Raw genomic sequence first — 22,416 nt, 5'->3', positions numbered from 1 at the left:
CGAGCGCTCCCGTTCAGGCCGCGGCCCGCGGCCGACGGGACAGCTCCCGCTCGTAGTCGGGCAGTTCGACGCTGCTGACCTGCTTGCCCAGCTCCAGCATCTTCTCCAGCGCCCAGCGCCGGTTGAGCAGCGCGTTGCGGAACCGCAGCCCGGTGGCCGTGCGCGGCGCGAGGAACGGACCGGTGCGGTCGCCGCCCTTCTGGCAGCCCTGCGCGTAGCCGCGCAGGAGGTGCTCGTACCGCGCGAAGGCGGCCCGGTGGTCGCCGCGGGCGCGGGCCAGCTCGCCGGCCAGGACGTACGCGGCCACCACCGCCGTCCCGGTGCCCATGCCGCCGATGGTCGCGCCGCAGGCGGCGTCGCCGATCAGGGCGATCCGACCGGTCGACCAGGCGGGCACGTCGGCGCGACTGATCGAGTCGAAGTACGGTTCGGGGGCGGCGTCCAGGCTCTCCAGCAGCTGCGGCACCCGCCAGCCGAGGCCCGCGAAGGCGGCCCGGACCAGTTCCTTCTGCCGCGCCGGGTCGTGGCGGTCGTAGCGCAGTTCGGGCGAGGCGAAGAGGCAGAACGCACCGGCCCGGCTCGGGTCGCGGTGGTCGGCGCCGACGGACATCAGCCGGCCGGGGACGTTGAGGCCGACCCCGCCGACGGGCAGTCCGAGGTCGTTGGGCAGCTGCCAGGTGGCCGCGTAGTAGCCGAGGTGGCGGACGTAGCGCTGCTCGGGGCCGAAGGCGAGCCGGCGGACGGTGGAGTGCAGCCCGTCGGCGCCGATCACCAGGTCGAACTCGCGCGGCGCCCCGTGCCGGAAGGCGACCCGGACCCCGTCCGGGGTCTCCTCCAGCGCCGTGATCGAGTCGCCGAAGACGTACTCGGCGCGGGCGCTGCTGTGCCGGTGGAGCAGCTGGGCCAGCTCCCCGCGCGGGACCTCCAGGTCACCGCCGGCGAACTCGGCGGGCAGGTGCAGCAGTTGGCGCCCGTCGGGGCCGACGAAGGTCATCGGACTGCCGCCGGTGCCGAGCGTGCGCAGCTCCTCCAGGACGCCCATCCGCTCCAGCACGGTCAGGTGGGTGCGGCCGCGGAAGTCGACGTCCTGGCCGCCGTCGCGCAGCGCGGGGGCCAGCTCGACCACGGTCACCTCGAAGCCGTACCGGCCCAGCCAGTGGGCGAGCGCGGGGCCGGCGATGCTCGCGCCCGAGATCAGGACCTTGGTGCTCATGGGAATCCACTCCGTCCGAGGATCGTGAAACTGTGTCTGGCGGACACTGTTTGTTGCTGTGTACGGTAGACACAGTTGAGCGGGAAGGGCAACCCCCCAGGTGGCAAGCCCCGAACGGAACCCCCAGAACGGGAGCGGATGATGGCCGAGGCGGCGAACGACACGGTGCGGCTGCTCTGGGGCCCGGCCCCCAAACCCACCCGCGGGCCGAAGCCGGCCCTCAGCCTGGAGCGGATCGCCGCGGCCGGGGTCGAGGTCGCCGACGCGGAGGGGCTCGGCGCGGTCTCCATGCAGAAGGTGGCCGGGCTGCTCGACTTCACCAAGATGTCGCTCTACCGCTACGTCCCCGGCAAGGCCGAACTCGTCGCCCTGATGGTCGAGTCGGCCGTCGACGCACCCCCGGACGCACCGGAGGATGCCGACTGGCGGGAGCAACTCACCGCCTGGGCCCACCACTTGGCCGAGTCCTTCGCCAGGCACCCGTGGCTGCTGGACGCCACCGTCGGCGCGCGGGCGCTCGGTCCGAGGGAACTCGCCTGGCTGGAGCGGGTGGTGGCGGCGCTCGACGGCCACGGGCTGACCGGCCCCGAACGGATGGACGCCGCCGTCCTGCTCACCGGGCACGTGCGCGGAATCGCCGCGCAGTCCCGCGCCGCCGGCCCCGCCGACACCCCCGAGGCCGAACTCCTCGCCGCCCTCGGCACCGTGGTCCAGGAGAACGCCGACCGCTTCCCGGCGGTCGCCGCCGCCATGGCCGACCCCGACGGCCGCGACCAGGCGCTGGAGTTCGGCCTGGAGCGCATCCTGGACGGGCTGGCCGCCCTGATCGACCGCCGCACGACCGGCGCCTGACCCGCGGCAGCGCCCCGGAACGCCCGGTGGCGAGGAACCGGAGGCCCGGGAAAACCGCTCGGCCGGCCACCCGGCCGCTCGCTAGGATCGCGCCCCATGGCGATGTTCGTGCACCTGACCGCCGCGGCGAACGCGCCGCGGATCCGCCGCGCCGGGATCCGCGCCGACAGCCGGGGCCAGGGCGGCGCACGCGGGGTGTACTGCTTCCCCGTGCTGCCCTCGTACACGCTGACCCACCAGTGGCTGCGCGAGCTGGCCCGGTTCGGCCCCAAGGGCGCACTGGTCGCGGTGCACCTCCGACTGGACGACGGGCAGGAGGTCCTGACCGGGCACTACCGCGACCGCGCCCAGGACGCCCAGCGGCCGGTGCGGGCCGCCGAGGCGGTCCGGCGGATCGGCGCCCTGCCCGACCCGCGCGGCTGGGAGGTGTTCCTGCCGCGCGCGGTGGGCGCCCGCGAGGTGCACCGGGTCCGCGCCGTGCCGCAGGCCACCGGCTGGCGCTACGTCCCGGGCGCCCACGGCACCCGGCCCTGCACCTGTTTCGGCTGCCGTATCCGCGGCGAGTACGGCAGCAGACGGCTGCGCGAGCGCCACCCGCACCCGCTGGACGGCCCGCCGCCGCCCGTCCCGGTGCTGCTGGCCCGGATCGCGGCGGCCGGCGACCCCGGTGACCCGTACGAACTGCGCACCGCCCTGCACTGGTTCGGGCTGCGCCGCCGCGGCCCGGTGGACCTGCTCGCCCGACTGGCCGACCACCCGCACCCGGGCGTGCGGGCGGACCTGGTCTGGGCCGTCGGCGGCTGGTCGACCCCGGGCGTCGCCGAGCTGCTGGACGGCCTGGCGGACGATCCGGACCCGCTGGTCCGCAGGGCCGTCGAGGCGGTCAGGGAGAGCTGAGCCCCGGCCGGCGGCCCGCCCCGGACGGGCAGCACCGCTCCGCCGGCCGGTGCGCCGCCGTCAGGAGACGCGCTTGAGCTGCCAGGAGTTCTTCTCCAGGCTCGGCACCGCCGAGTAGTTGCAGCCGGAGCCGTAGTAGGTGCTGACGATCGTCCAGCCGGCCGGCGGCCAGGTGGAGGCGCAGGCGTTGACCACGGTGCCGACCGGGTAGCCGGTGAGCTGCATGATCTTCTTGGTGTTCGGGGTGAAACCGGAGCCGCAGCCCGCGCTGTTCCACCACTGGACGTCCACGAAGCCGCCCGGCGTCAGCGAGGAGGAGCAGCTGGTGCTGGTGTCACCGGGCGCGGCCTGGGCCGTCCCCATGGTCAGGGTCAGCGCGGCGGCGGTACAGCCCAGAGTCAGGACGGCGGAACGAAGGCGTATCACGGGGCGGCTCCTCTCGGTGACGCGGCGCGTCCGCGTCCCGCCCATTCCTATCCGTGCGGAGCCGATGACGGACAGCGACTTTCCGGCCCGACCTGCGGCGCGTTCTCGCCCATTCCCCGCCGGGAGCGCTCCACCGGTACGCGGCTGACCTGCGCACTCTCCCGTCGACATGCCCGTTCGCCGGATCCGGGTGATCATGGGACGAACCGCGTCATCGGCGATTCGGCGCACCGGGCCGTCGGCCCCGGGAGCGCCCGGAAGGTGGACTGCGATGTTCCAGCTCCTGTGGATTCTGCTCATCGGCTTCGTGCTGGGCGTGCTCGCCAAACTGATCCTGCGTGGACCGCAGTCGATCCCCTGGTGGCTGACCATGCTGCTCGGCGCGGCCGGAGCCTGGCTCGGCAACGCCGTCTCCGGCTGGATCGGCGTCCGCCACACCTCGGGCATCGACTGGATCCGGCACATCCTGCAACTGGCCTTCGCCGTCGCCCTGGTGGCCTTCGTCGCGCCCGCGTGGACGAAGTCCCACCAGAACCGCTGACCGGCCGACCCCCGGCACCCGGACCGGCCGACCCGCCGGCCGGGCCGCCCGCTCAGCCCACGTGGACGGCCGGCCGGCGGGACCGGTCCGGTTCGGCCTCGCGCAGCACCTCGCGGGTGACGGGGGCGATCTCGCCCTGTCCGAACAGGAAGAACCGCAGGAACTGGGCGAAAGGGTTGCCCTCGGTCCACTCGAAGTAGATGTGCGGCTGCTGCCCGGTGCGGTCGCGCACCTCGAGCAGCAGCGCGGCCAGCGCGTTGGGCACGCTGGAGCTCTCCAGCGCCAGCACCCGGTAGCGGTCGTGCAGCACCTCGCCGCGGACCGTCAGCACGGCCTCGAAGTCGGACGGGTCGAGCACGGTGACCTCGACGAACACCAGGTCGTCCTCGGCCGGGATGTCGTTGTCCCGCCGGATCTGGTGGATCTTGTCGCGGTACTCGGCGAGGTCCCGGCTGTTCGGCTCGTTGGCGATCAGCCGCAGCGGGCGGTGGGTGTAGTCCCGGACGAACCGGTCCGCGACGTCGTCCAGCACCACGTCGGTGACGCGCAGTTCGAAGGCCCGCTTGAGCCGGGACAGGAACGAGAGCAGCATGATGCCCGCGATGAAGCAGGCGCCGATCTTGACCCCGTCCGGCCGCTCGGCGATGTTCACCGCCGTGGTGTAGAGGAAGACCCCCGCGATCACCGCGAAGCCGGTACGCCAACGGCGCTGCCCGGCCTTGTGGGCGGCGATGGTCACCGCGATGGCGGCGGAGCTGATCAGCACCAGCACGCCGGTGGCGTAGGCGCCGCCCTGGGCGTCCACGTTGGCGTCGAAGATCCAGGTGACCAGGAAGGCGATCAGGGTGAGCACGATGACGGTCGGCCGCACCGCGCGGGCCCAGTGCGGGGCCATGCCGTAGCGGGGCAGGTAGCGCGGCATCAGGTTGAGCAGCCCGGCCATCGCGGAGGCCCCGGCGAACCAGAGGATGGCGATCGTGGACAGGTCGTAGACGCTGCCGAAGGTGCTGCCCAGGTACTCGTGGGCGAGGTAGGCGAGCGCCCGCCCGTTGGCCTGGCCGCCGGCCTTGAACTGGTCGGCCGGGATGAGCAGCGTGGTGATGAAGCTGGTGGCGATCAGGAACACGCTCATGATCGCGGCGGCGGTGGTCAGCAGCTTGCGGGCGCCGCGGATCCGGCCGGTGGGCTTCTCCTCGGTGTCGTCCGGGTCGCCCTCGATGTGCGGCATCACGGCGACGCCGGTCTCGAAGCCGGACAGGCCGAGCGCCAGCTTCGGGAAGACGATCAGCGCGACGCCGATCATCGCGATCGCGTTGCCGTGCTCCACGGTCAGCGCGTGCGTCCAGTCGCTGAACACGTGCGGGGCCTTGAGCACGTGCCACAGCCCGTTGGCGACCACCACGACGTTCAGCGAGAGGTACACCGCGACCAGCACCACCGCCAGGCCGATCGCCTCGCTGAAGCCCTTGAGGAAGACGGCACCGAGCAGCGCGATCATGATCAGGGTCAGCATCACCTGCTTGCCGGTCAGGGCGCTGTGCAGGTGCGGGTTCTCCACCAGGTGGGCGCTGGCGTCGGCGGCGGACAGGGTGATGGTGATCATGAAGTCGGTGGCCGCGAAGCCCAGCAGGGTGAGCACGAAGAGCTTGCCCTGCCAGAAGGAGAGCAGCCGTTCCAGCATCGCGATCGAGCCCTGGCCGTGCGGGCTCTCCTGGGCGACCCTGCGGTAGACGGGCAGCGCGCCGAGCAGGGTGACGACCACCAGCACGATGGTCGCCAGCGGCGAGACCAGTCCGGCCGCGAGCGCGGCGATGCCCGGCTGGTAGCCGAGCGTGGAGAAGTAGTCCAGGCCGGTCAGGCACATGACCCGCCACCAGCGCTGGCCCTTCTCGTGCGGCGCCTCGGCGTGCGGGCCTGGGTGCTGTTTGGCCAGGTCGGCCAGGCCTTCCAGCATCCACTCCCGGAACCGCCCGCGCCGGGTGACCGGCCCCGCCCCTGCTTCGGCCGACCCCGACGACACCACGGGCACCCCTGTCCACGACTCGGCCGGCCTCGTACGGCTCCGGCCCCCCTGTGGCCGCCGGACGGCGGGCCTGGTCAGGCTAGGGGACCGGCCCGCCGGGGCCGGTCAACCGCGCGGGCCGACACGCCCGGGTGCGCCCGTACGGCCCTCCCCGGTGGCGGGCCGTCCCGAGGCGGGTGCGGCCGCGCCCGGTCCGGTGTGCCAGGCTGCACGGACCTCGCGGAACACGCGAGGATGTCCGCGCGCACCGACGCACCGGGCCGGCGCTCCACAGCGCGCCACCGGCCGGGCCGGCGCGCCCACGGACCGGGCAGGGACAGGAAAAACGGAGGAAGCGGTGGCGGAGCCGAGTCGGCGGAGGATCCTGGGCCTGGGCCTGATGGCGGCCGCCGTCACTTCCTGCGGCCCCCGTCGCCCGGATGCGGCCCCCGCCGCGCACCCGTCCGCCGGGGCCGCGGGCGCGCCGACCGCCCCGGCGTCCACGCCACCCGGCACCGCCGGCCCGGCCGCCGACGGCCACACCGGCCCGACGAGCGAGCGTTCCCGCCCCGGCAACGCCGACTGGGAGATCACCGACCCCGGCCCGGACGGCGCCATCGAGGGCTTCGCCGACCGGGTCAGCGTCCTGCCCGGCGAGCCCTTCGGCCTGCACGTCTCCACCCCCGCCGCCGCGTTCACCGTCTCCGCCTACCGGATGGGCTGGTACGACGGCGCCCGCGCCCGGCTGGTCTGGCGCCGCGAGCACGTCCCCGGCGGCAAGCAGGCCGCGCCGCACGTGGACCTGGCGACCCGCACCGTCCTGACCGGCTGGCAGCGCACCCTCGCGGTGGACACCGCGGGCTGGCCCGAGGGCGCCTATCTGCTGCGCCTGGACGCCGAGGACGGCTCCGGGCGGCGCTACGTCCCGCTCACCGTCCGCTCGGCGAGCACCGCGGGCCGGACCGTGGTGATGAGCGCCCCAGCGACCTGGCAGGCCTACAACGAGTGGGGCGGCTACAGCCTCTACAACGGCCCGACCGGCGGCCTGGCCACCCGCTCGCTGAAGGTCGTCTTCGACCGGCCGTACGACTACGACCACGGCGCCGGGCTGTTCCTGGTCTACGAGGCGCCGCTGGTCGCCCTCGCCGAACGGCTCGGCCTGCCGCTCGCCTACACCACCGGCGTCGACGTGGCCCGCGAGCCCGGCCTGCTGACCGGGGCGAGCGCCGTCCTGTCGCTCGGCCACGACGAGTACTGGTCGCCCGAGCAGCGGGCCAACGTGGTCGCCGCCCGCGACGCCGGGACCAACCTGGCGGTCCTGGGCGCCAACTGCTGCTACCGCCGGATCCGGTTCGAGCCGTCCGACCTCGGGCCGGACCGCACGGTGGTCTGCTACAAGGACGCCTGGGCGCAGGACCCGGGCCACCAGGCGGGCGCCCCGGCGACCACCGACTTCCGGACCGGCCCGGGCGCCGACCCGGAGAGCTCGATGCTCGGCGTCATCTACGACGGCTACCCGGTGGACGCCCCGTACGTGGTCACCTCGCCCGGGCACTGGGCGTACGAGGGGACGGGCGTCGCGGCGGGGGCCTCGTTCCCGCACCTGGTCGGGGTGGAGTACGACCGAGTGCACACCGGCTTCCCCACCCCGCGCCCGATCGAGGTGATCGCCCACTCCCCCGTGGTGTGCGACGGCCGGCGCTCCCACTCCGACACCGCCTACTACACCGTGCCGAGCGGGGCCGGGGTGTTCGCCACCGGGACGATGCGCTGGGTCGAGGCGCTGGAGGCCCGCGGCCCCGGCGGCGGCCGGGCCGACCACGGCATCGACTCGCACGCCGGGGACCTGGTCCGCCAAGTCACCGAGAACGTCCTGCGCGCCTTCGCCGCCGGCCCGGCCGGCCGGACCCGCCCGGCCCAGGACAACCTCGACGCCGTCTACGGCCCGGCGTAGCCGCCCCGGCTCAGCCCGCGGACGGCGCGGTGAAGGTCTCCGCGGGGCCGAAGTCCGAGAGGCGTTCCCTCGTCACGACCGGCCGGCCGGCCACCACCGTCGAGTGTTCGACCCGGACCGTCCGGCCGAGCCGGTCGATCCACAGCTGGACGTCGGCCGCGTCCGAGCCCTGGTTCTGCCGTCCGTCCCCGTACGTCGGGTCCGCGCGGCGCAGCTCGGCCGGGGAGAGCCGGGCGGCCAGGTGGAACACCGGCACGCCCGCCTCGGTCTCCATGCCCTTGCGGGCGGCGGGCCCGGCGTCCAGCAGGACCTTGGCGTAGCCGTCCGTGTCCTGCGCGCCGGTCCCGGCGCTCGCCGGGGGCTTCTGGTCCGTCGTCCAGCCGGTCCCGCCGTTCTCCTTGTCCCGCCGGTAGACGGCCTGGTCGACGACCACCTTCTCCTCCCAGGCCAGGACGGAGGACCCGCGGACCATCTTGGTCTCCAGGCGGGATCCCTCGGCCGGGGTGTTGTGGTTCGCCCGGCCGGTGACGGTGAGCACGTCCTTCTCGGCGCCCTCGCCCGTCTCGACGGTCATCTCGGAGGTCGCCGCGTACGACTCCCGGGAGCGGTGGGCGACCGCGACCGCGGGGTCGAAGGCCCCGGTCGGGTCGGCGGGCGCCCCGGTGGCCTCCGCCGGTGCCCCGGTGGCTTCCGGTGGTGCTCCGGTGGTGGCGCCAGCGGGCACCCCGCCCGCGGACGTCCCGGCGGCGGGCGGCGGCGCGGCGCCGTCGGAGCCGCAGCCGGTGAGCGCGGCCAGCGCGACGACGAGGGCGGTGGCGGGCAGGACAGTGGTGCGACGGATCGTCATGGGAGGTCTCCGGGGCTACTGTTCCGGGCGTTCGCGGCCCGTCACGGTACCGCATCGTGATCGAACGGGCTTCCGACCTCCGGCCGGGGCAGGAGGCGCTCGGAACGCCCGATACACTCGCACGGTCTCATCCGGAGCAGGCACGAGGGAAACAGAACATGGTCGAGGCCTCCCCCAAGGTCGTTGTGGTCGTCCCCACGTACAACGAGCGGGAGAACCTCCCGGTCCTCGCGGGCCTGCTCGCGGAGCTCCCGGTGCCCGACCTGCACCTGCTGGTGGTCGACGACAACTCCCCCGACGGCACCGGCGAGATCGCCGACAAGCTCGCCGCGGACTCCGGCGGCACCGTGGGCGTGCTGCACCGCACCGAGAAGGACGGCCTCGGCCGGGCCTACCTGGCCGGCATGGCCAGGGCCCTGGACGAGGGCGCCGACGTCGTGGTGCAGATGGACGCCGACCTCTCCCACCCGGCCTCGGCGATACCCGCGATGGTCGAGCTGCTGCTCGGCGGCGACACCGCCGTGGTGCTGGGCTCCCGCTACGTCCCCGGCGGCTCCACCGCCGAGGAGTGGCCCTGGCACCGCAAGGCGCTCTCGGCCTGGGCGAACTTCTACGTCAACACGATCCTCAGCCTCGGGGTCAGGGACGCCACCGCCGGGTTCAAGGCCTGGCGGGCGGACACCCTCCGCGCCATCGACCTGCCGACCGTGCGGAGCAACGGCTACTCGTTCCAGGTCGAGATGAACTACCGCGTCGTCAAGCAGGGCATGACGATCCGCGAGGTGCCGATCCGCTTCGAGGAGCGGATCGAGGGCGCCTCGAAGATGAGCATGGGCGTGCAGGTCGAGTCCGCGCTGGCGCCCTGGAAGCTGCGCTTCAACCGCGAGGGCTGACGAGGCACCGACGGGGCGCCGACGGGACCGGACGGGACCGGGCACGGCAGGACGCCGGCCCGGTTCGGTCGTACGGGTGCCGGACCGCCGCCGGAGCGGTGTGAACGGCCGCCGCGGGGAAAGAAGGGCGACATGGCCCTTCTCCCGGAGACACTCACGGACCTGGTCCGCCGCGGCGCCCGAGAACCGTTCGTGGTCCAGAGCGTCCGGGCCACCGTCGCGGCCACCATCGCCTTCGCGGTGGCGACGCGGCTGAGCAGCGAGCCCGCTCCGCTGACGGCGCCGCTGACCGCGCTGCTGGTCGTCCAGGTCACCGTCTACTCGACGCTCAAGACCAGCATCCGCCGGGTCAACTCGGTGGTGGTCGGGGTGCTGATCGCGATCGGGTTCAGCGCGGTGGTCGGGCTCTCCTGGTGGAGCCTCGGGCTGATCATCCTGGCCTCGCTGGTCGTCGGCCGGTTCGTCCGGGTCGAGGAGTTCGTCCAGGAGGTCGCGATCAGCGCGATGCTGATCCTGGGCGTGACCAAGCTGGCCTCGCAGGCCTGGGACCGGGTGCTGGAGACCCTCATCGGCGCGGCCGTCGGCCTGCTGTTCAACCTGGTGTTCGCGCCGCCGGTCTGGGTGGACACCGCCGGGGAGTCGATCGAGGACCTGGCCCGGCGGGCCCGCCAGCTGCTGCTCGACATCTCCGAGGAGCTGGGCCGCCCCACCCCGGTGGCCCGGGCCGCCGAACGGCTGCACGAGGCCCGCAGGCTGGACCAGGCGATCGCCGACGTGGACGCGGCACTGCGCCAGGCCGAGGACAGCCTGCGGTTCAACCCGCGGATCAGCGAGGGGCTGCTGTCCCGGCTGGTGCTGCGCACCGGGCTGGACACCCTGGAGATCTGCGTCGTCGTGATCCGGGTGCTGGCCCGTTCGCTGACCGACCTGGCCAAGCGGCGCGCGCCCGGCGAACGGCTCTTCCCGCCGGACGTCGCGACGGGGCTGGAGGAGCTGCTGGCGCACGTCGGCGGCGCGATGGTGAGCTACGCGGTGCTGGTGACCACCCAGGTGAGCCGCAGCGCCGAGGAGGCGGAGGAGCGGCTGACCGCCGAGCTGGCGGCGGCCTGGGCCTGCCGGGAGAACGTCGCCCAGGTGCTGCTGCGCAAGGTCCAGGAGCACCCGGAGGCCTGGCAGCTGCACGGTTCGATACTGGCCGAGGTGGACCGCATCCTGGACGAGATGGACCTGGAGCACCGCGGCCGGCGGCTGATGGAGGAACTGGACCGGGCCTCGGTGGCGAACCGGGAGCGGTTCTCCCGCTACGCCTGGCTGCGCCGCCTGCTGCGGGGCGAACGGGCCCGCGGCGGCCGGACGTCCGCTGCGGCGGACCGCCCGGCGGCGTAGCGGTGGAACACCCGGCGGTTTGGCGGGCGCCGGGGTCTCAGGGCATCAGCCAGGGCTCCTGCGGCAGCGGGTGGCCGGTCTCCAGGTAGGTCTTGAGGTTGGCGAGCACCGCCGACCAGCCCTGTTCGGCGTCCGCCCGGGCGGCCTCGTCGGCGAGGTCAACGTGGGTGACGGTGAGCCGGGTGAGGTCGTGCCAGCCCTGGAGTTCGAAGGTGACCCGGGAGGGGAAGGCGGCGCGCCCCTCCTGCGGCCCGGCCCAGGTGGTGACCAACAGGTGCGGGCGGTCGACCGCCTCGACGGTGCCGATGACGTCGGCGGTCCCGGAGCCGTCGGTCCGCTGGTGCTCCCAGGGCGCGCCGAGCAGCCAGGTGGAGACGTTGCGGTGGCCCCAGTAGAGGCCGGACTCGTCGGCGTTGGTGAGCGCGTGCCAGACCCGCTCGGGGGTGGCCCGCAGGTAGGTGATGCCGCGGTGGCTGAAGGCGGTCACGGGCTCACCCCTTGGCCGCGTCGAGCAGCGGCTGGATCTCGATCTTCTGCATCCGCAGCATGGCCGCGAAGACGCGGTCCGCCGTGGCCCGGTCCTCGCCCGAGACCAGGTCGAGCAGCACCCGGGGGGTGATCTGCCAGGAGAGGCCGTAGCGGTCCTTGAGCCAGCCGCACGGGCCGGGCTGGCCGCCGTCGGCGGTGAGCTCCGCCCAGAGCCGGTCGACCTCCTGCTGGTCGTCGCACGCCACCTGGAGCGAGATCGCCTCGGTGAAGTGGAACGCCGGGCCGCCGTTGAGGCCCACGTACGCGCGGCCGGCGAGCTCGAACTCGACGGTCATCACCGAGCCCGCCGGGCCGGGGCCGGTCTCGCCGTAGCGGGTGGTCCTGAGGACCCGGGAGTTCGGGAACAGCGTGGTGTAGAAGGCGGCGGCCTCTTCGGCCCGGTCGTCGAACCAGAGGGAGGTGGTGATTTTCTGCATGCGCCCGACGGTAACGGCGGGGTCCGTCGGGGCGGCCGAGCCACGGCCGGGGGTCACCGGATCGGCGCCCCCGGCCGTCGCCGGGTCAGTGCACCCAGCCCGCGAAGCGCCGGACGAAGCGCTGACCGGTGTGGGCGGTCACCACGACGTCGTAGCGGCCCTGCTCGTCCAGCGGCCAGGCCAGGTCGGCCTGCTTGCCGGGCTTGACCCAGACGGTCTGCGCGGTGCCCGCGAAGTCGTTGGGCGCGGCGGTGAAGGCCACGTCGGTCATCCCGTCGTTGACGAGCTGCAGGGTGAGCTTGCGGCTGCCGCGCAGGTCGACGGTGACGATCGGCACGCCGATGTCGTTCTGGCCGTCCTGCCCGTCGCGGACCACGGTGCCGGCGAAGCGCCGGACGAAGCCGTCCGGGCCGTGCACGGTGAAGTCGTAGCGGCCGTCGGTGGTGGCGGCGTCCCAGACGTACCGGGCGGTGGCGCCGGGGGCGACGGTGTACGGGGTGCCGGCGAAGGGGAGCAGGATGTTCGGGTAGACGGTGTACGGGAAGCCCACCGAGCCGTCGTTGCTCATCGTGCAGGTGACCTTGCCGGTCTTCCGGTCCACCTCGACGTCGGCCCACGGCTGGTACGGCAGCGGGCGGTGCGGGCGCTCGCCGCGCTCCTGGACGGGCATCGCCTGGGCGCCGACCGCCGGCAGCGCGACGCCGGGCAGCCTGGTGCCCGCGTCGGCCCTGGCCATCAGGGCCTTGGTGTCGGGCAGCACCGGGATCGAGAGCTCGGGGGCGGCGAAGTCGAAGCAGCTGGTGAGGTCGCCGCAGACGGCCCGGCGCCAGGCCGAGATGTTGGGCTCGGCCACCCCGGTGACCAGTTCCATGAAGCGCAGCACCGAGGTGTGGTCGAAGACCTGGGAGTTGACCCAGCCACCGCGCGACCAGGGCGACACGACCCAGAGCGGCACCCGGTTGCCGAGGCCGATGGCCCGTCCCTGGGTGAACTCCTCGGGGGTGCCGGGCTCGGGGGTGGGCGGGACCATGTGGTCGAAGTAGCCGTCGTTCTCGTCGTACATCACCAGGAAGACGGTGTGCCGCCAGACCTCCGGGTTGGACGTCAGCGACCGCAGGGCCTGGTCGACCCAGTGCGCGCCGTAGGCCGGGCCGGCCTCCGGGTGCTCGGAGAACAGGTACGGCGCGACCAGCCAGGAGACGGTCGGCAGGGTGCCGTCCTTGCAGTGGCGGTCGAAGTCGGCGGGGTCGAACTTCGTCATCGCGTTGACGTAACGCGGGTCGTCGTGCGGGAAGTTGTGGAACTGCTTGAAGTAGGAGAGCGCGTTGTCGTCGTAGTCGCCGGTGCGCTCGTCCTTGCTGGGGTTGTGGTAGACGCGCCAGCTGACGCCGGCCGCCTCCAGGCGCTCGGCGTAGGTGGTCCAGTCGGCGACAGGGTTGTCGGTGACCGGGGTGTTGTCGATCCACGGGCCGGTGGTGCCGTCGCGGCCGGGGCCGGACGTGCCGGTCCACAGGTAGAGCCGGTTGGGGTCGGTCGGGCCGGCCAGCGAGGTGAAGTAGGCGTCGCAGACGGTGAACGCGTCGGCCAGGGCGTACTGGTAGGGGATGTCGTCCCGGGTGAAGTAGCCCATGGTGCGCTCGCCCTTGGCGGCGATCCACTTGTTCATCGCGCCGTTGTTGATGGCCTGGTGGCCGGTGGCCCAGTCGTGCGGCAGGCCGCCGGCGTTCTGCGCGTTGTACTTGGCGGTGTCCATCCGGTACGGCAGCATCACGCCGCCGTCGCTGCGCCGGCCGTCGGGCTGGCGGAAGACGTCGGTGCCGTCCGGGAACTGGAGCGCCTGCTTGTCGCCGAAGCCTCGGACGCCGGCCAGGGTGCCGAAGTAGTGGTCGAAGGAACGGTTCTCCTGCATCAGGACGACGACGTGCCTGACGTCCTTGACGGTGCCGGTCAGCGGGGTGCCGGGCTTGGCACCGGCGGCAGGAGCGGGGGCCGGGGCGGCGGCGGCCGGGGCGGCCGTCAGACCGCTCAGGGCGGTGGCGCCGGCGGCCGCGGTGGCGCCGACGAAGGTGCGGCGGGAGAGCTCGGGCATGACGAACTGGCCTCTCGGAGCTGGGAGTCGGGGAGCCTGGGAGCTCAGAGCTGGAAGGTGGCGACCGCGGCGGCGGTGTCGGAGGGCCACTCGTTGGCGGCGGAGCCGGGCTCGGGCTGCGGCCAGCCGACGGCCAGGGTGTGCGCCTCGACCAGCTTCAGCGGGCCCGCGTACTGGACGTAGTCGGTGCGGTCCTGCGGCTCGGGGCGGTCGCCGCGCCGCTTGCGGGTGGGCGACCAGGTCGCACCGGGGGCCTTGACCGGGTCGCGGTTCTCCTCGCGGAAGGTGTCGGTCAGTCCGGCGCCCTGGAGGGCCACGGTGACCGGCCAGGCGAGCGCGCCGACCCCCTGGTGGGCGGCGGCGGTGGCGGCCGTCCAGTCCCGGTGCGAGGGCGAGGAGAGCGCACCGGCCAGCACCACCGGGGTGCGCCGGGCGATGTCCGCGCGGACGGCGGCGGCCAGCGCCTTGGCCTGCCTCAGCCGCAGCGAGCCGTTCTCGGCGGCCTCCACCTCGGCGGCGGTCCGGCCGTCCTGGACGGCGTACGGGCCGTAGCCCGCCTCGTCCAGGTGGGCGGCCCAGAACCGGACCATGCGGCCGCCGGGCAGCCGCAGGGTGGCCGCGGCGGCGGGCAGTTCGGCGGTCGGCGGGGTGACGTCGGTGAGCGGGTGGCGGCTGAGGATGCCGACGCTGCCCGGGCTCTGGTAGGCGTACCAGCCGAGGGCGTCGGCCAGGGTCCTGGCCCGCTCCCCCGCGGTCTCCTGGAGGGCGAGCACGTCCAGGCCCTGGGCGAGGACCACGCGCAGCTGCTTCTCCAGTGCGTCGGTGTGGGCCGAGCCCGCGTCGTGCAGGTTCCAGCTGGCGGCCTTGAGGCGCGGCGGGGCGGCCGGGTCCGCCACCGGGACGAGGACGGTGACGGTGTCGGTGGCACCCGCGCTGTCCTTGACGCCGACGACCACCGGCTCGGGGTTCCGGCCGGGGGTGGCGGGGGCGGTGCCGGTGAGCGTCCCGTCGGCGCCGACCGCGGCCCAGGCGGGGCCGCTCACCTTGCGGTAGGTGGCGGAGCCGGCCGGGTTGCCGGCCGGGCGGGACCAGAGGCCGCCGAGCCGGACCGTCACCGCGGCACCCGGGGCGACGGGCGTGGCGGTGAACGCGTCGACGGCGGCGTGCGGGCGGACGACGGCGGGCTTGGGGCGGAAGGTGAACGGCCCGGTGCGGGCCAGGATGCCGTAGCCGTCCTTGGCGAGCAGGTAGGCGGTGTACGGGCCGCCGGTCAGCGCGGAGGTGTCGAGCTGGACGTCGCCCGAGGTGCCAGCGGTGTACTTCCACAGCAGCGAGCCGCCGTTGCCGGGCTGGCGGTCGCCGTCGTAGATGCCGACCCAGTTCTTGGCGTCGGGGGCGTCGGTGCTCCAGTGGAAGGTGAGCCGGTCGCCTTCGGTGGGGTTGGTGGAGGAACTGAACGTCAGGGCGCTGCCTGCGGCCACGGTTGTCCTGTCCGCCGCCCGGGGCCGGACCGCCGGGGGACGGTTCGCCGGGGCCGGGTTCGGCTGGTCACGGAGGCTGGGAGGAGGGGAGCGCACGCAGTTGGCTGTACAACTGCAGGCGGCCCTCATTCACCCGAAGGCCGGCGACCGGCGCGTGAACGACGCATGACGGAGCGTCGGGCGGTACGGGAACTTCGCTGGGCGGGGCCGTCGGCCCGCGGCGCGCGTGTGGTCGCGGGCAGGTTCGCGGATGCTTCCTCCGGTGTTTCCGCAGACATGCCGCGAGGGCCGCGGCGGGAGGATCCACCGCGGCCCTCGTCGGACCGTACCGCCGAACCGGGTGCCGCCCGGTCAGGCCAGGGCGAGGAAGAGCTTCTCCAGCTCGGCCTCGCTCATCGGCGCGGCGTCCTGGTCGGCGGCGGCCATGCACTGGCGCATGCCGCTCGCGACGATCTTGAACCCCGCCCGGTCGAGCGCGCGCGAGACGGCGGCGAGCTGGGTCACCACGTCCTTGCAGTCCCGGCCCGCCTCGATCATCGCGATCACTCCGGCCAACTGGCCCTGCGCGCGGCGCAGCCGGTTCAGGACCGCGCCGACCGCTTCCTCGTCCACCTGCATGTCGGGGCCGCCTTTCACATCGACTGTCGATGGACAAGTGTACCCGGCGGGGTATTCATTCCCGGATGGCGAAAGCCGTGCTCGGCGCCCCCGGGTACGGCTCGGCTCAGCGGCGGGCCAGGCGGCGCTCCCCGCCCGCACCGGTCGCGTACGGCAGCTCGTAGTGCGCGAACACGGCGGGCTCGTCCTCGGCGGGGAGCACGTCGTCGGTGCCGATCGCCGGGGCCTGCCTGACCTGGTTGCGCGGGTAGGCCACCCGGAGGTAGTCCGGCCCGGCCACCGCCCCGTCCAGCGGGACGAACACCAGGCGGCGCCGGCCGGCGAAACCGACCGTGACCGTGCCGAAGAACGGCTCGTCGCTGGCCGTCTCGACGTAGACCGACTCCAGCGACCCGATGCGGTGGCCCTTCTCGTCGACCACGGCGTGGCCGCGCCACTCGCGGATGTCCGCCATCGCGATGCCCACGGGCCTGACCTCCCGTCCCCGGCTGTTCCCCCGCCCGGACCTCCATCCTCCGCCGGGAGCGGCAGGGGCGCGCGGCGAGCCCGGGAGCCCGCCCTGCCCGACGAAAAGGGACATACGGGGGTGACCCGACCAACCGGCACCCGGGCCGTGACCTGGGCTTTAGGCTGTCCGCCAACAGGGCCGCGAGTGGATCGTCCGTGGCGCCCGGGGCAGAGGAGACGGCAACCGTGGGATACGAGAACATGTGGGAGTCCGGCGGGGCCGGGATCCCGGCCGACCTGCGGCCCGACGTGCCGCACCCGGCCCGGATGTACGACTACTACCTCGGTGGGAAGGACAACTTCCCCTCCGACCGCGCCGCCGCCGAGAAGGCGCTCGCCGCCAACCCGGAGTTCCGCTCCACCGCCCGCGCCAACCGCGGCTTCCTCACCCGCGCGGTGCGGTGCGTCGCCGAACTCGGCATCGACCAGTTCCTCGACATCGGCACCGGCATCCCCACCGCCGGCAACACCCACGAGATCGCCCAGGCGGCCCGACCGGGCGCGCGGACCGTCTACGTGGACAACGACCCGATCGTGCTCAGCCACGCCCGCGCCCTGATGGCCGGCTCGGGCCCCGGCCACACCACCGTCATCCGGGCCGACCTGCGCGAGCCCGCCGCGCTACTGGACGCCGTCCGGGCGGCGGACCTGCTCGACTTCTCCCGCCCGGTCGGACTCGTCCTCGCCGCCGTCCTGCACTTCCTGCGGGACGAGGACCAGCCCCACCAGGCCCTCGCCGCCCTGCTGGACGCCCTGCCCTCCGGCAGCCACCTGGTCCTCTCGCACGGCACCGCCGACTTCATCCCGGCCGAGATCCGCGACCGGGTCACCGGTGTCTACGACAAGGCCACCGCGCCCCTCGTCGGCCGCTCCCGCGAGGAGGTCCGGGCCTTCTTCGACGGCCTCGACCTCCTCGACCCCGGCGTGACCACCGTCCCCCTCTGGCGACCCGACACCACCCCCGCCCCCGGCGCCGACCGCGTCAGCATGTACGGCGCCGTGGCCCGCAAGCCCTGAGCCCCGGGGCCGGACCGGCCACCGCCGGCCGGGCGGGCCTCAGTTCGGGCGGCCGGGCGGGACCAGGCCGGTCTGGTAGGCGATGGCGACGAGCTGGGCGCGGTCGCGGGCGTCGAGCTTGGACATCGCCCGGTGGACGTGGGTGCGGACGGTGAAGGGGCTGACGAACATCCGCTCGGCGATCTCCTCGTTGGTGAGGCCGGTGGCGGCCATCGACATCACCTCGCGCTCGCGGGCGGTGAGGACGGACAGCCGCTCGCTCGTGGAGGCGGCGGAGGCCGGCTCGGGCTGGGCCAGGAACTGGTCGATCACGGCCCGGGTGGCGGCGGGCGAGAGCAGTGCCTCGCCCGCCGCCACGGTGCGGACGGCGGCGAGCAGCTCCTTCGGGTCGGCGCCCTTGCCGAGGAACCCGCCGGCGCCCGCGCGCAGCGCCTGGGCAACGTACTCGTCGATCTCGAAGGTGGTGAGGATGAGCACCCGGGTGCCGGACAGCGCCTCGTCACCGCAGATCTCGGCGGTGGCGCCGAGGCCGTCGGTGCCGGGCATCCGGATGTCCATCAGTACGACGTCGGGCCTGGTGGCCCGGGCGAGTTCGACGGCCTCCCGGCCGTCGGCGGCCTCGCCGACCACCTCCATGTCCTCCTCCGCGTCGATCAGCAGCCGGAAGGCGCCGCGCAGCAGGGCCTGGTCGTCGGCGAGCAGTACCCGGATGGTCATGCGTGGTCCCTCTCCTCTCGGACCGCGCCGTCCGCTCGGGCGGCGCCGTCCTGTCCTTCGGCTGGTGTCGGGCGATCGGCTTGTGTCGGGCGAGCGGCTGGTGCCGGGCGATCGGTGCGGGCGGCGCGCGCGGCCCTGGCGGCCCGGGCGACGTCGGCGGCGGTGAGGGCGCCCACGGACTCGGGGCCGTCGTCGCGGGCACCGGTGCGCAGCGGCAGTTCGGCGGTGACCAGGAAGCCCCCGTCGGACCGCCGGTCGGCGCTGAGCCGGCCGCCCACCGCCCCGGCCCGCTCACGCATGCCGATCAGGCCGAAGCCGCCCTCGCTCGGCGGGTGCTGGGGCAGCGGCACCGCGCGGCGGCGGCCGGTCGCGGTCGGGCGGCCGTTGGCGACGCTGACCGCGACCCGGCTGCCGCTGTAGGCGAGGGTGATCTCGGCGTCGGCGCCGTGGGCGTGCTTGGCCACGTTGGTGAGCGACTCCTGGACGATCCGGAAGGCGGTGAGGTCCACGCCGGGCGACAGCGGGCGGGCCTCGCCCTCGACGGAGAGCCGGATCGGCAGACCGGCCCGCTCGAAGGTGTTGATCAGTTCGGGCAGCCGGTCGAGGCCCGGGGCGGGTTCGAGCGGGGCGCGGTCCTCGGCGCGGCGCAGCAGGCCGACGGTGGCGCGCAGTTCCTGGAGGGCCGAGCCGGTGGCGTCGGTGATGTGGCTGAGCACCTCCCGGGCCTGGACGGGGTGGTTGTCCATGAGGTGGACGGCGATGGCGGCCTGGGCGTTGGCGAGGGCTATGTGGTGGGCGACGACGTCGTGGAGGTCGCGGGCGATCCTGATCCGCTCGTCGGCGACCCGCCGACGGGCCTCCTCCTCGCGGGTGCGCTCGGCGCGTTCGGCGCGCTCCTCGATGGCCGCGAGGTGGGCGCGGCGGTTGCGGATGGAGTCGCCGAGGGCGCCGGGCAGCAGGGCCCAGGCGAGCACGCCGAGCCGTTCGCTGATCGGCCCGCCGGGGCCGAGCAGCAAGGTGATCCCGGTGAGCAGGACGGCGGTGACGACCGAGGCGCGCAGCGCGGTGGCACGGTCGGTGCGGATGGCGAGGAAGTAGAGGGCGAGCAGCAGCGGCGTGGCCACGGTCGGGGTGAGCCGGGGGCTGACCATGGCGAGCGCCATCGTGCAGAGCAGCGTGACGGCGACCACCGCGCGCGGGTGGCGGCGGTGGGCGAGCACAGTGACGGCGGAGAACAGCGCGATGGCGAAGGTGGGCGCGGCGAACGGGGTGAAGTGGCCGCCGTTCTGGTCGATGGTGGCACCGAGGCCGGTGACCGTGATCACGCCCGCGCCGCCTGCCGCGTCGAGCAACCGGGGATGGTCGCGGCGCAGGCGCTGCCAGATGTCGCTCATGCTCGTGCTCTCCGGTCGGGGGACGCTGGCCGCGCCCGCGCCCGGGCATCGCCAGTTCGTGCCGCGCCGCTCCCGGTGGGAGCGGCGGGCGGGGTCGGGGGTCTCCGGACGTACGGCGGTCCCCGACAGCAACGGTAACGGTTGGGGTTCGAACCGCTGTCCGAGCCGTACGGGGTCGGTCCGAGGGGGGTCGGGCCGAGGGGCGGTGCCCGGCCCGGGCCCGCGCGGTGGCGGGGCCGGGCCGGGTGGCAGCGCCCTAGACGGTGACGGACTCCCGGGCCGGGGCCGGCTCCGGGGCGGCGGTCGCGAGCTTGCTGCCCTCGACGTCCACGTCCGGTATCAGGCGGTCGAGCCAGCGCGGCAGCCACCAGGCGCGGCGGCCGAGCAGGGCGAGGACAGCCGGGACGATGGTCATCCGGACGATGAAGGCGTCGAAGGCGACGGCCGCGGCGAGGCCCAGGCCCATCATCTTGATCATCGGCTCGCTCATCCCGATGAAGCCCGCGAAGACGGCGATCATGATGAACGCGGCGGCGGTGACCACCCGGGCGTTGTGCCGGAATCCGGTGACGATCGCCTCACCGGGCTCCTCGCCGTGGACGAAGCCCTCGCGGATGCGGGTGACCAGGAACACCTCGTAGTCCATGGCGAGGCCGAAGACCACGCCGATCATGAAGATCGGCATCATGCTCATCACCGGGCCGGTCTGCTCCACGCCGATCAGGTTGGCCAGCCAGCCCCACTGGAAGACCGCGACCACGGCGCCGAGCGCGGCGACCACCGACAGCAGGAAGCCGAGCGCCGCCTTCAGCGGGACGAGGAGCGAGCGGAAGACGATCATCAGCAGGATGACGGCGAGGCCGACGACCACGGCGAGGTAGGGCACCAGCGCGTCGGACATCTTCTGCGACACGTCGATGTTCATCGCCGTGGTGCCGCTGACCAGGACCGTCGCCCCGGTGGCCGTCTTCAGGCCGGCCGCGTCGTGGCGGATGGCGTGCACGATGTCCTTGGTCTCGGCCTCGCTCGGGCCGGTCGCCGGGACGGCGTTGAGCAGGGCCGTGTCGCCCGCCTGGTTGAACATCGGCGGGGTCACCGCGATGACCCCGGGCAGACCCGAGACCTTCTTGGCGACCTCGTCGGCGGCGGCCTTCGGGTCGGCGACGCCCTTGGCGTCCACCATGACCGTCAGCGGGCCGTTGAAGCCGGGGCCGAAGCCCTCGGAGAGCAGGTCGTACGCGCGGCGCTGGGTGGTGGAGGTGGGCTTGGACTCGTCCCCCGGCAGGCCGAGCCGCAGGTCGAGCGCCGGGGCGGCGAGCACCCCGAGGCCGATCACGCCGCCGAGCAGCACCGCGAGCGGGCGGCGCAGGATGAAGCGGGCCCAGCGGGCACCGCCGTTCTCCTTCGCGCCCGGGGCCGCCGCACCGCGGGCCTTGCGGGCCTTGCGCGGCAGCACCTTGCGGCCGAGGAAGCCGAGCAGCGCGGGCACCAGGGTGAGCGCGACCAGCACGGCTATGACGACCGTCCCGGCGGCGGCCATGCCCATCTTGGCCAGGATCGGGATGCCGACCACGGAGAGGCCGGCGAGCGCGATCACCACGGTGAGGCCCGCGAAGACCACCGCGGACCCGGCCGTGCCGACCGCCCGGCCCGCCGCCTCCTGGGGCGTCCGGCCCTCGGCGAGCTCGGCGCGGTAGCGGGAGACGATGAACACCGCGTAGTCGATGCCGACCGCGAGGCCGAGCATCATCGCGAGCGTGCCGGTGGTGGTGGAGAGCCCGAGCGTGCTGCCGAGCGCGGTGATCAGCGCCATGCCGAGGCCGACGCCGATGACGGCGGTGAGCAGCGGCAGGCCGGCCGCGAGCAGCGAGCCGAAGGTGATCACCAGGACGACGGCGGACAGCGCCATGCCGATCGCCTCGCTGCTGCCGCCCGCGTCGGGCTTGGCCATCAGCGCGGTGCCGCCGATCTCGACCTTGAGGCCGGCGTCCCGCCCGTGCTGGGCGGCCTGCTCCAGGGTGTCGGTGGCGGTCTTGGAGACCTCGCCGGCCTTGGCGGAGTAGCTCACCGTGGCGTAGGCGGTGGTGCCGTCCGCGGAGACGGCGCCCTTCATCTTGAACGGGTCCACCGCGCTGGTGACCTGCTCGGAGCCGGCGAGCTCGCCGACCGTGCGCTCGACGGCCTGCTGGTTCGGCGCGGCGGTGATCTTCTGGCCGGAGGGGGCGACGAACACCAGGCGTGCCGAGGCCCCGTCGGCGTGGCCGCCGGGGAAGCGCTCGTTCATCAGGTCGAAGGCCTTCTGCGCCTCCGTGCCGGGCATCGCGAAGCCGTCGTCGGGTGCGGCGGGCGCCTTGGCCGCGAGGACTCCGACGGCCGCCAGCACGGCGACCCAGAGGAAGGTCACCAGCCGGCGCCGGACGAAGGTCCATCGGCCCAGACGGTAGAGGAACGTGGCCACGGGAGAGCGGACTCCTTCGGATGCGGTTCTCGGGATCGGGAGGTGCCGCGGCCGGCCGGACGTCCTGGTGGACGCGGTCCGCCGCAGCATGACCAATCCTTGATCGCCGACCCCTACTCCGTCGTCGTCCCTGCGCAGGCCGTTTGCGTACTGCGGACG

At 74.1% G+C, this 22,416-nt stretch carries 20 protein-coding genes; 7 read left to right on the top strand and 13 right to left on the bottom strand.

The features are described from left to right. Positions 1-13: 13 nt before the first annotated feature. Positions 14-1,213 carry an FAD-dependent monooxygenase gene (locus ACFVXH_RS22615; RefSeq protein WP_117493018.1) on the bottom strand — a complete coding sequence of 400 codons (1,200 nt, stop codon included), beginning with the start codon at positions 1,211-1,213 and terminating at the stop codon, positions 14-16. Positions 1,214-1,354: 141 nt separating this feature from the next. On the opposite strand from ACFVXH_RS22615, the gene ACFVXH_RS22610 reads away from it, so the two are divergent. Together ACFVXH_RS22610 and ACFVXH_RS22605 are read left to right on the top strand one after the other, a co-directional pair. Beyond that, positions 1,355-2,065 carry a TetR/AcrR family transcriptional regulator gene (locus ACFVXH_RS22610; protein WP_387826488.1) on the top strand — a complete coding sequence of 237 codons (711 nt, stop codon included), beginning with the start codon at positions 1,355-1,357 and terminating at the stop codon, positions 2,063-2,065. A gap of 96 nt (positions 2,066-2,161) precedes the next feature. Continuing rightward, complete coding sequence (locus ACFVXH_RS22605; RefSeq protein ID WP_387826486.1) at positions 2,162-2,962, top strand: HEAT repeat domain-containing protein; 801 nt, start codon at positions 2,162-2,164, stop codon at positions 2,960-2,962. A gap of 60 nt (positions 2,963-3,022) precedes the next feature. Here the strand turns inward: ACFVXH_RS22605 and ACFVXH_RS22600 are convergent, their stop codons facing one another. Then, positions 3,023-3,388 carry a hypothetical protein gene (locus ACFVXH_RS22600; RefSeq protein WP_049651510.1) on the bottom strand — a complete coding sequence of 122 codons (366 nt, stop codon included), beginning with the start codon at positions 3,386-3,388 and terminating at the stop codon, positions 3,023-3,025. A 271-nt stretch (positions 3,389-3,659) separates the two neighbouring features. Between ACFVXH_RS22600 and ACFVXH_RS22595 the strand changes: the two genes are divergently transcribed. Next, complete coding sequence (locus tag ACFVXH_RS22595; RefSeq protein ID WP_049651509.1) at positions 3,660-3,929, top strand: GlsB/YeaQ/YmgE family stress response membrane protein; 270 nt, start codon at positions 3,660-3,662, stop codon at positions 3,927-3,929. A 52-nt stretch (positions 3,930-3,981) separates the two neighbouring features. On the opposite strand, the gene ACFVXH_RS22590 is transcribed toward ACFVXH_RS22595, so the two are convergent. After that, a complete protein-coding gene (locus tag ACFVXH_RS22590) occupies positions 3,982-5,883 on the bottom strand; it encodes an amino acid transporter (RefSeq protein WP_387826484.1) in 1,902 nt (633 codons plus the stop codon). Between the two features lie 406 nt (positions 5,884-6,289). Here ACFVXH_RS22590 and ACFVXH_RS22585 point away from each other — a divergent pair, with 406 nt between their 5' ends. Continuing rightward, on the top strand, positions 6,290-7,885 hold the full coding sequence (locus ACFVXH_RS22585; protein ID WP_387826482.1) for a N,N-dimethylformamidase beta subunit family domain-containing protein: 1,596 nt from the start codon (positions 6,290-6,292) through the stop codon (positions 7,883-7,885). 10 nt (positions 7,886-7,895) lie between these two features. On the opposite strand, the gene ACFVXH_RS22580 is transcribed toward ACFVXH_RS22585, so the two are convergent. Further along, positions 7,896-8,732 carry a hypothetical protein gene (locus ACFVXH_RS22580; protein WP_387826480.1) on the bottom strand — a complete coding sequence of 279 codons (837 nt, stop codon included), beginning with the start codon at positions 8,730-8,732 and terminating at the stop codon, positions 7,896-7,898. 158 nt (positions 8,733-8,890) lie between these two features. On the opposite strand from ACFVXH_RS22580, the gene ACFVXH_RS22575 reads away from it, so the two are divergent. Both ACFVXH_RS22575 and ACFVXH_RS22570 read left to right on the top strand, forming a co-directional pair. Continuing rightward, positions 8,891-9,625, top strand: coding sequence for a polyprenol monophosphomannose synthase (locus tag ACFVXH_RS22575; protein ID WP_049651506.1), 735 nt, complete (start codon positions 8,891-8,893; stop codon positions 9,623-9,625). Between the two features lie 132 nt (positions 9,626-9,757). Further along, on the top strand, positions 9,758-11,011 hold the full coding sequence (locus ACFVXH_RS22570) for an aromatic acid exporter family protein (RefSeq protein ID WP_074004852.1): 1,254 nt from the start codon (positions 9,758-9,760) through the stop codon (positions 11,009-11,011). 37 nt (positions 11,012-11,048) lie between these two features. Here ACFVXH_RS22570 and ACFVXH_RS22565 read toward each other — a convergent pair whose 3' ends face one another. The 6 genes from ACFVXH_RS22565 to ACFVXH_RS22540 all read right to left on the bottom strand — a co-directional run bounded on the left by ACFVXH_RS22565 (position 11,049) and on the right by ACFVXH_RS22540 (position 16,618). Then, the gene (locus tag ACFVXH_RS22565; protein WP_049651504.1) at positions 11,049-11,498 is read right to left on the bottom strand and encodes an SRPBCC domain-containing protein; all 450 of its coding nucleotides are present in this window, start codon (positions 11,496-11,498) and stop codon (positions 11,049-11,051) included. 4 nt (positions 11,499-11,502) lie between these two features. Continuing rightward, positions 11,503-11,976 (bottom strand): VOC family protein, encoded by a 474-nt coding sequence (locus tag ACFVXH_RS22560; protein ID WP_387826478.1) that lies wholly within the window; start codon positions 11,974-11,976, stop codon positions 11,503-11,505. 85 nt (positions 11,977-12,061) lie between these two features. Next, positions 12,062-14,065, bottom strand: coding sequence for a phosphocholine-specific phospholipase C (locus ACFVXH_RS22555; RefSeq protein WP_387826476.1), 2,004 nt, complete (start codon positions 14,063-14,065; stop codon positions 12,062-12,064). A gap of 44 nt (positions 14,066-14,109) precedes the next feature. Beyond that, positions 14,110-15,546 (bottom strand): endonuclease/exonuclease/phosphatase family protein, encoded by a 1,437-nt coding sequence (locus ACFVXH_RS22550; protein WP_387826473.1) that lies wholly within the window; start codon positions 15,544-15,546, stop codon positions 14,110-14,112. Between the two features lie 351 nt (positions 15,547-15,897). Continuing rightward, positions 15,898-16,164 carry a metal-sensitive transcriptional regulator gene (locus ACFVXH_RS22545; RefSeq protein WP_049651499.1) on the bottom strand — a complete coding sequence of 89 codons (267 nt, stop codon included), beginning with the start codon at positions 16,162-16,164 and terminating at the stop codon, positions 15,898-15,900. Positions 16,165-16,270: 106 nt separating this feature from the next. Beyond that, positions 16,271-16,618, bottom strand: a complete 348-nt coding sequence (locus tag ACFVXH_RS22540; protein ID WP_387826676.1) for a PRC-barrel domain-containing protein — start codon at positions 16,616-16,618, stop codon at positions 16,271-16,273. Between the two features lie 239 nt (positions 16,619-16,857). Here ACFVXH_RS22540 and ACFVXH_RS22535 point away from each other — a divergent pair, with 239 nt between their 5' ends. Further along, positions 16,858-17,688, top strand: coding sequence for an SAM-dependent methyltransferase (locus tag ACFVXH_RS22535; RefSeq protein WP_387826470.1), 831 nt, complete (start codon positions 16,858-16,860; stop codon positions 17,686-17,688). Between the two features lie 39 nt (positions 17,689-17,727). On the opposite strand, the gene ACFVXH_RS22530 is transcribed toward ACFVXH_RS22535, so the two are convergent. From ACFVXH_RS22530 to ACFVXH_RS22520, 3 genes are all read right to left on the bottom strand, one after another. Further along, positions 17,728-18,405: a response regulator transcription factor gene (locus ACFVXH_RS22530; protein ID WP_049651497.1), complete on the bottom strand. Its 678-nt coding sequence runs from the start codon at positions 18,403-18,405 to the stop codon at positions 17,728-17,730. Next, complete coding sequence (locus tag ACFVXH_RS22525; RefSeq protein ID WP_387826467.1) at positions 18,402-19,799, bottom strand: sensor histidine kinase; 1,398 nt, start codon at positions 19,797-19,799, stop codon at positions 18,402-18,404. Before ACFVXH_RS22525 ends, ACFVXH_RS22530 begins: the two co-directional genes overlap by 4 nt. A 256-nt stretch (positions 19,800-20,055) precedes the next feature. Then, entirely contained in the window at positions 20,056-22,257 is a 2,202-nt protein-coding gene (locus ACFVXH_RS22520) for an MMPL family transporter (protein WP_375873789.1), read from the bottom strand. Positions 22,258-22,416: the final 159 nt, after the last annotated feature.

The sequence above is a fragment of the Kitasatospora sp. NPDC058184 genome, assembly GCF_042883725.1.
In the GTDB taxonomy this organism is placed as follows: Bacteria; Actinomycetota; Actinomycetes; order Streptomycetales; family Streptomycetaceae; genus Kitasatospora.
The sequence above is the reverse complement of the archived record's forward strand: the minus strand, read 5'-3'. Positions and strand labels throughout refer to the sequence as shown.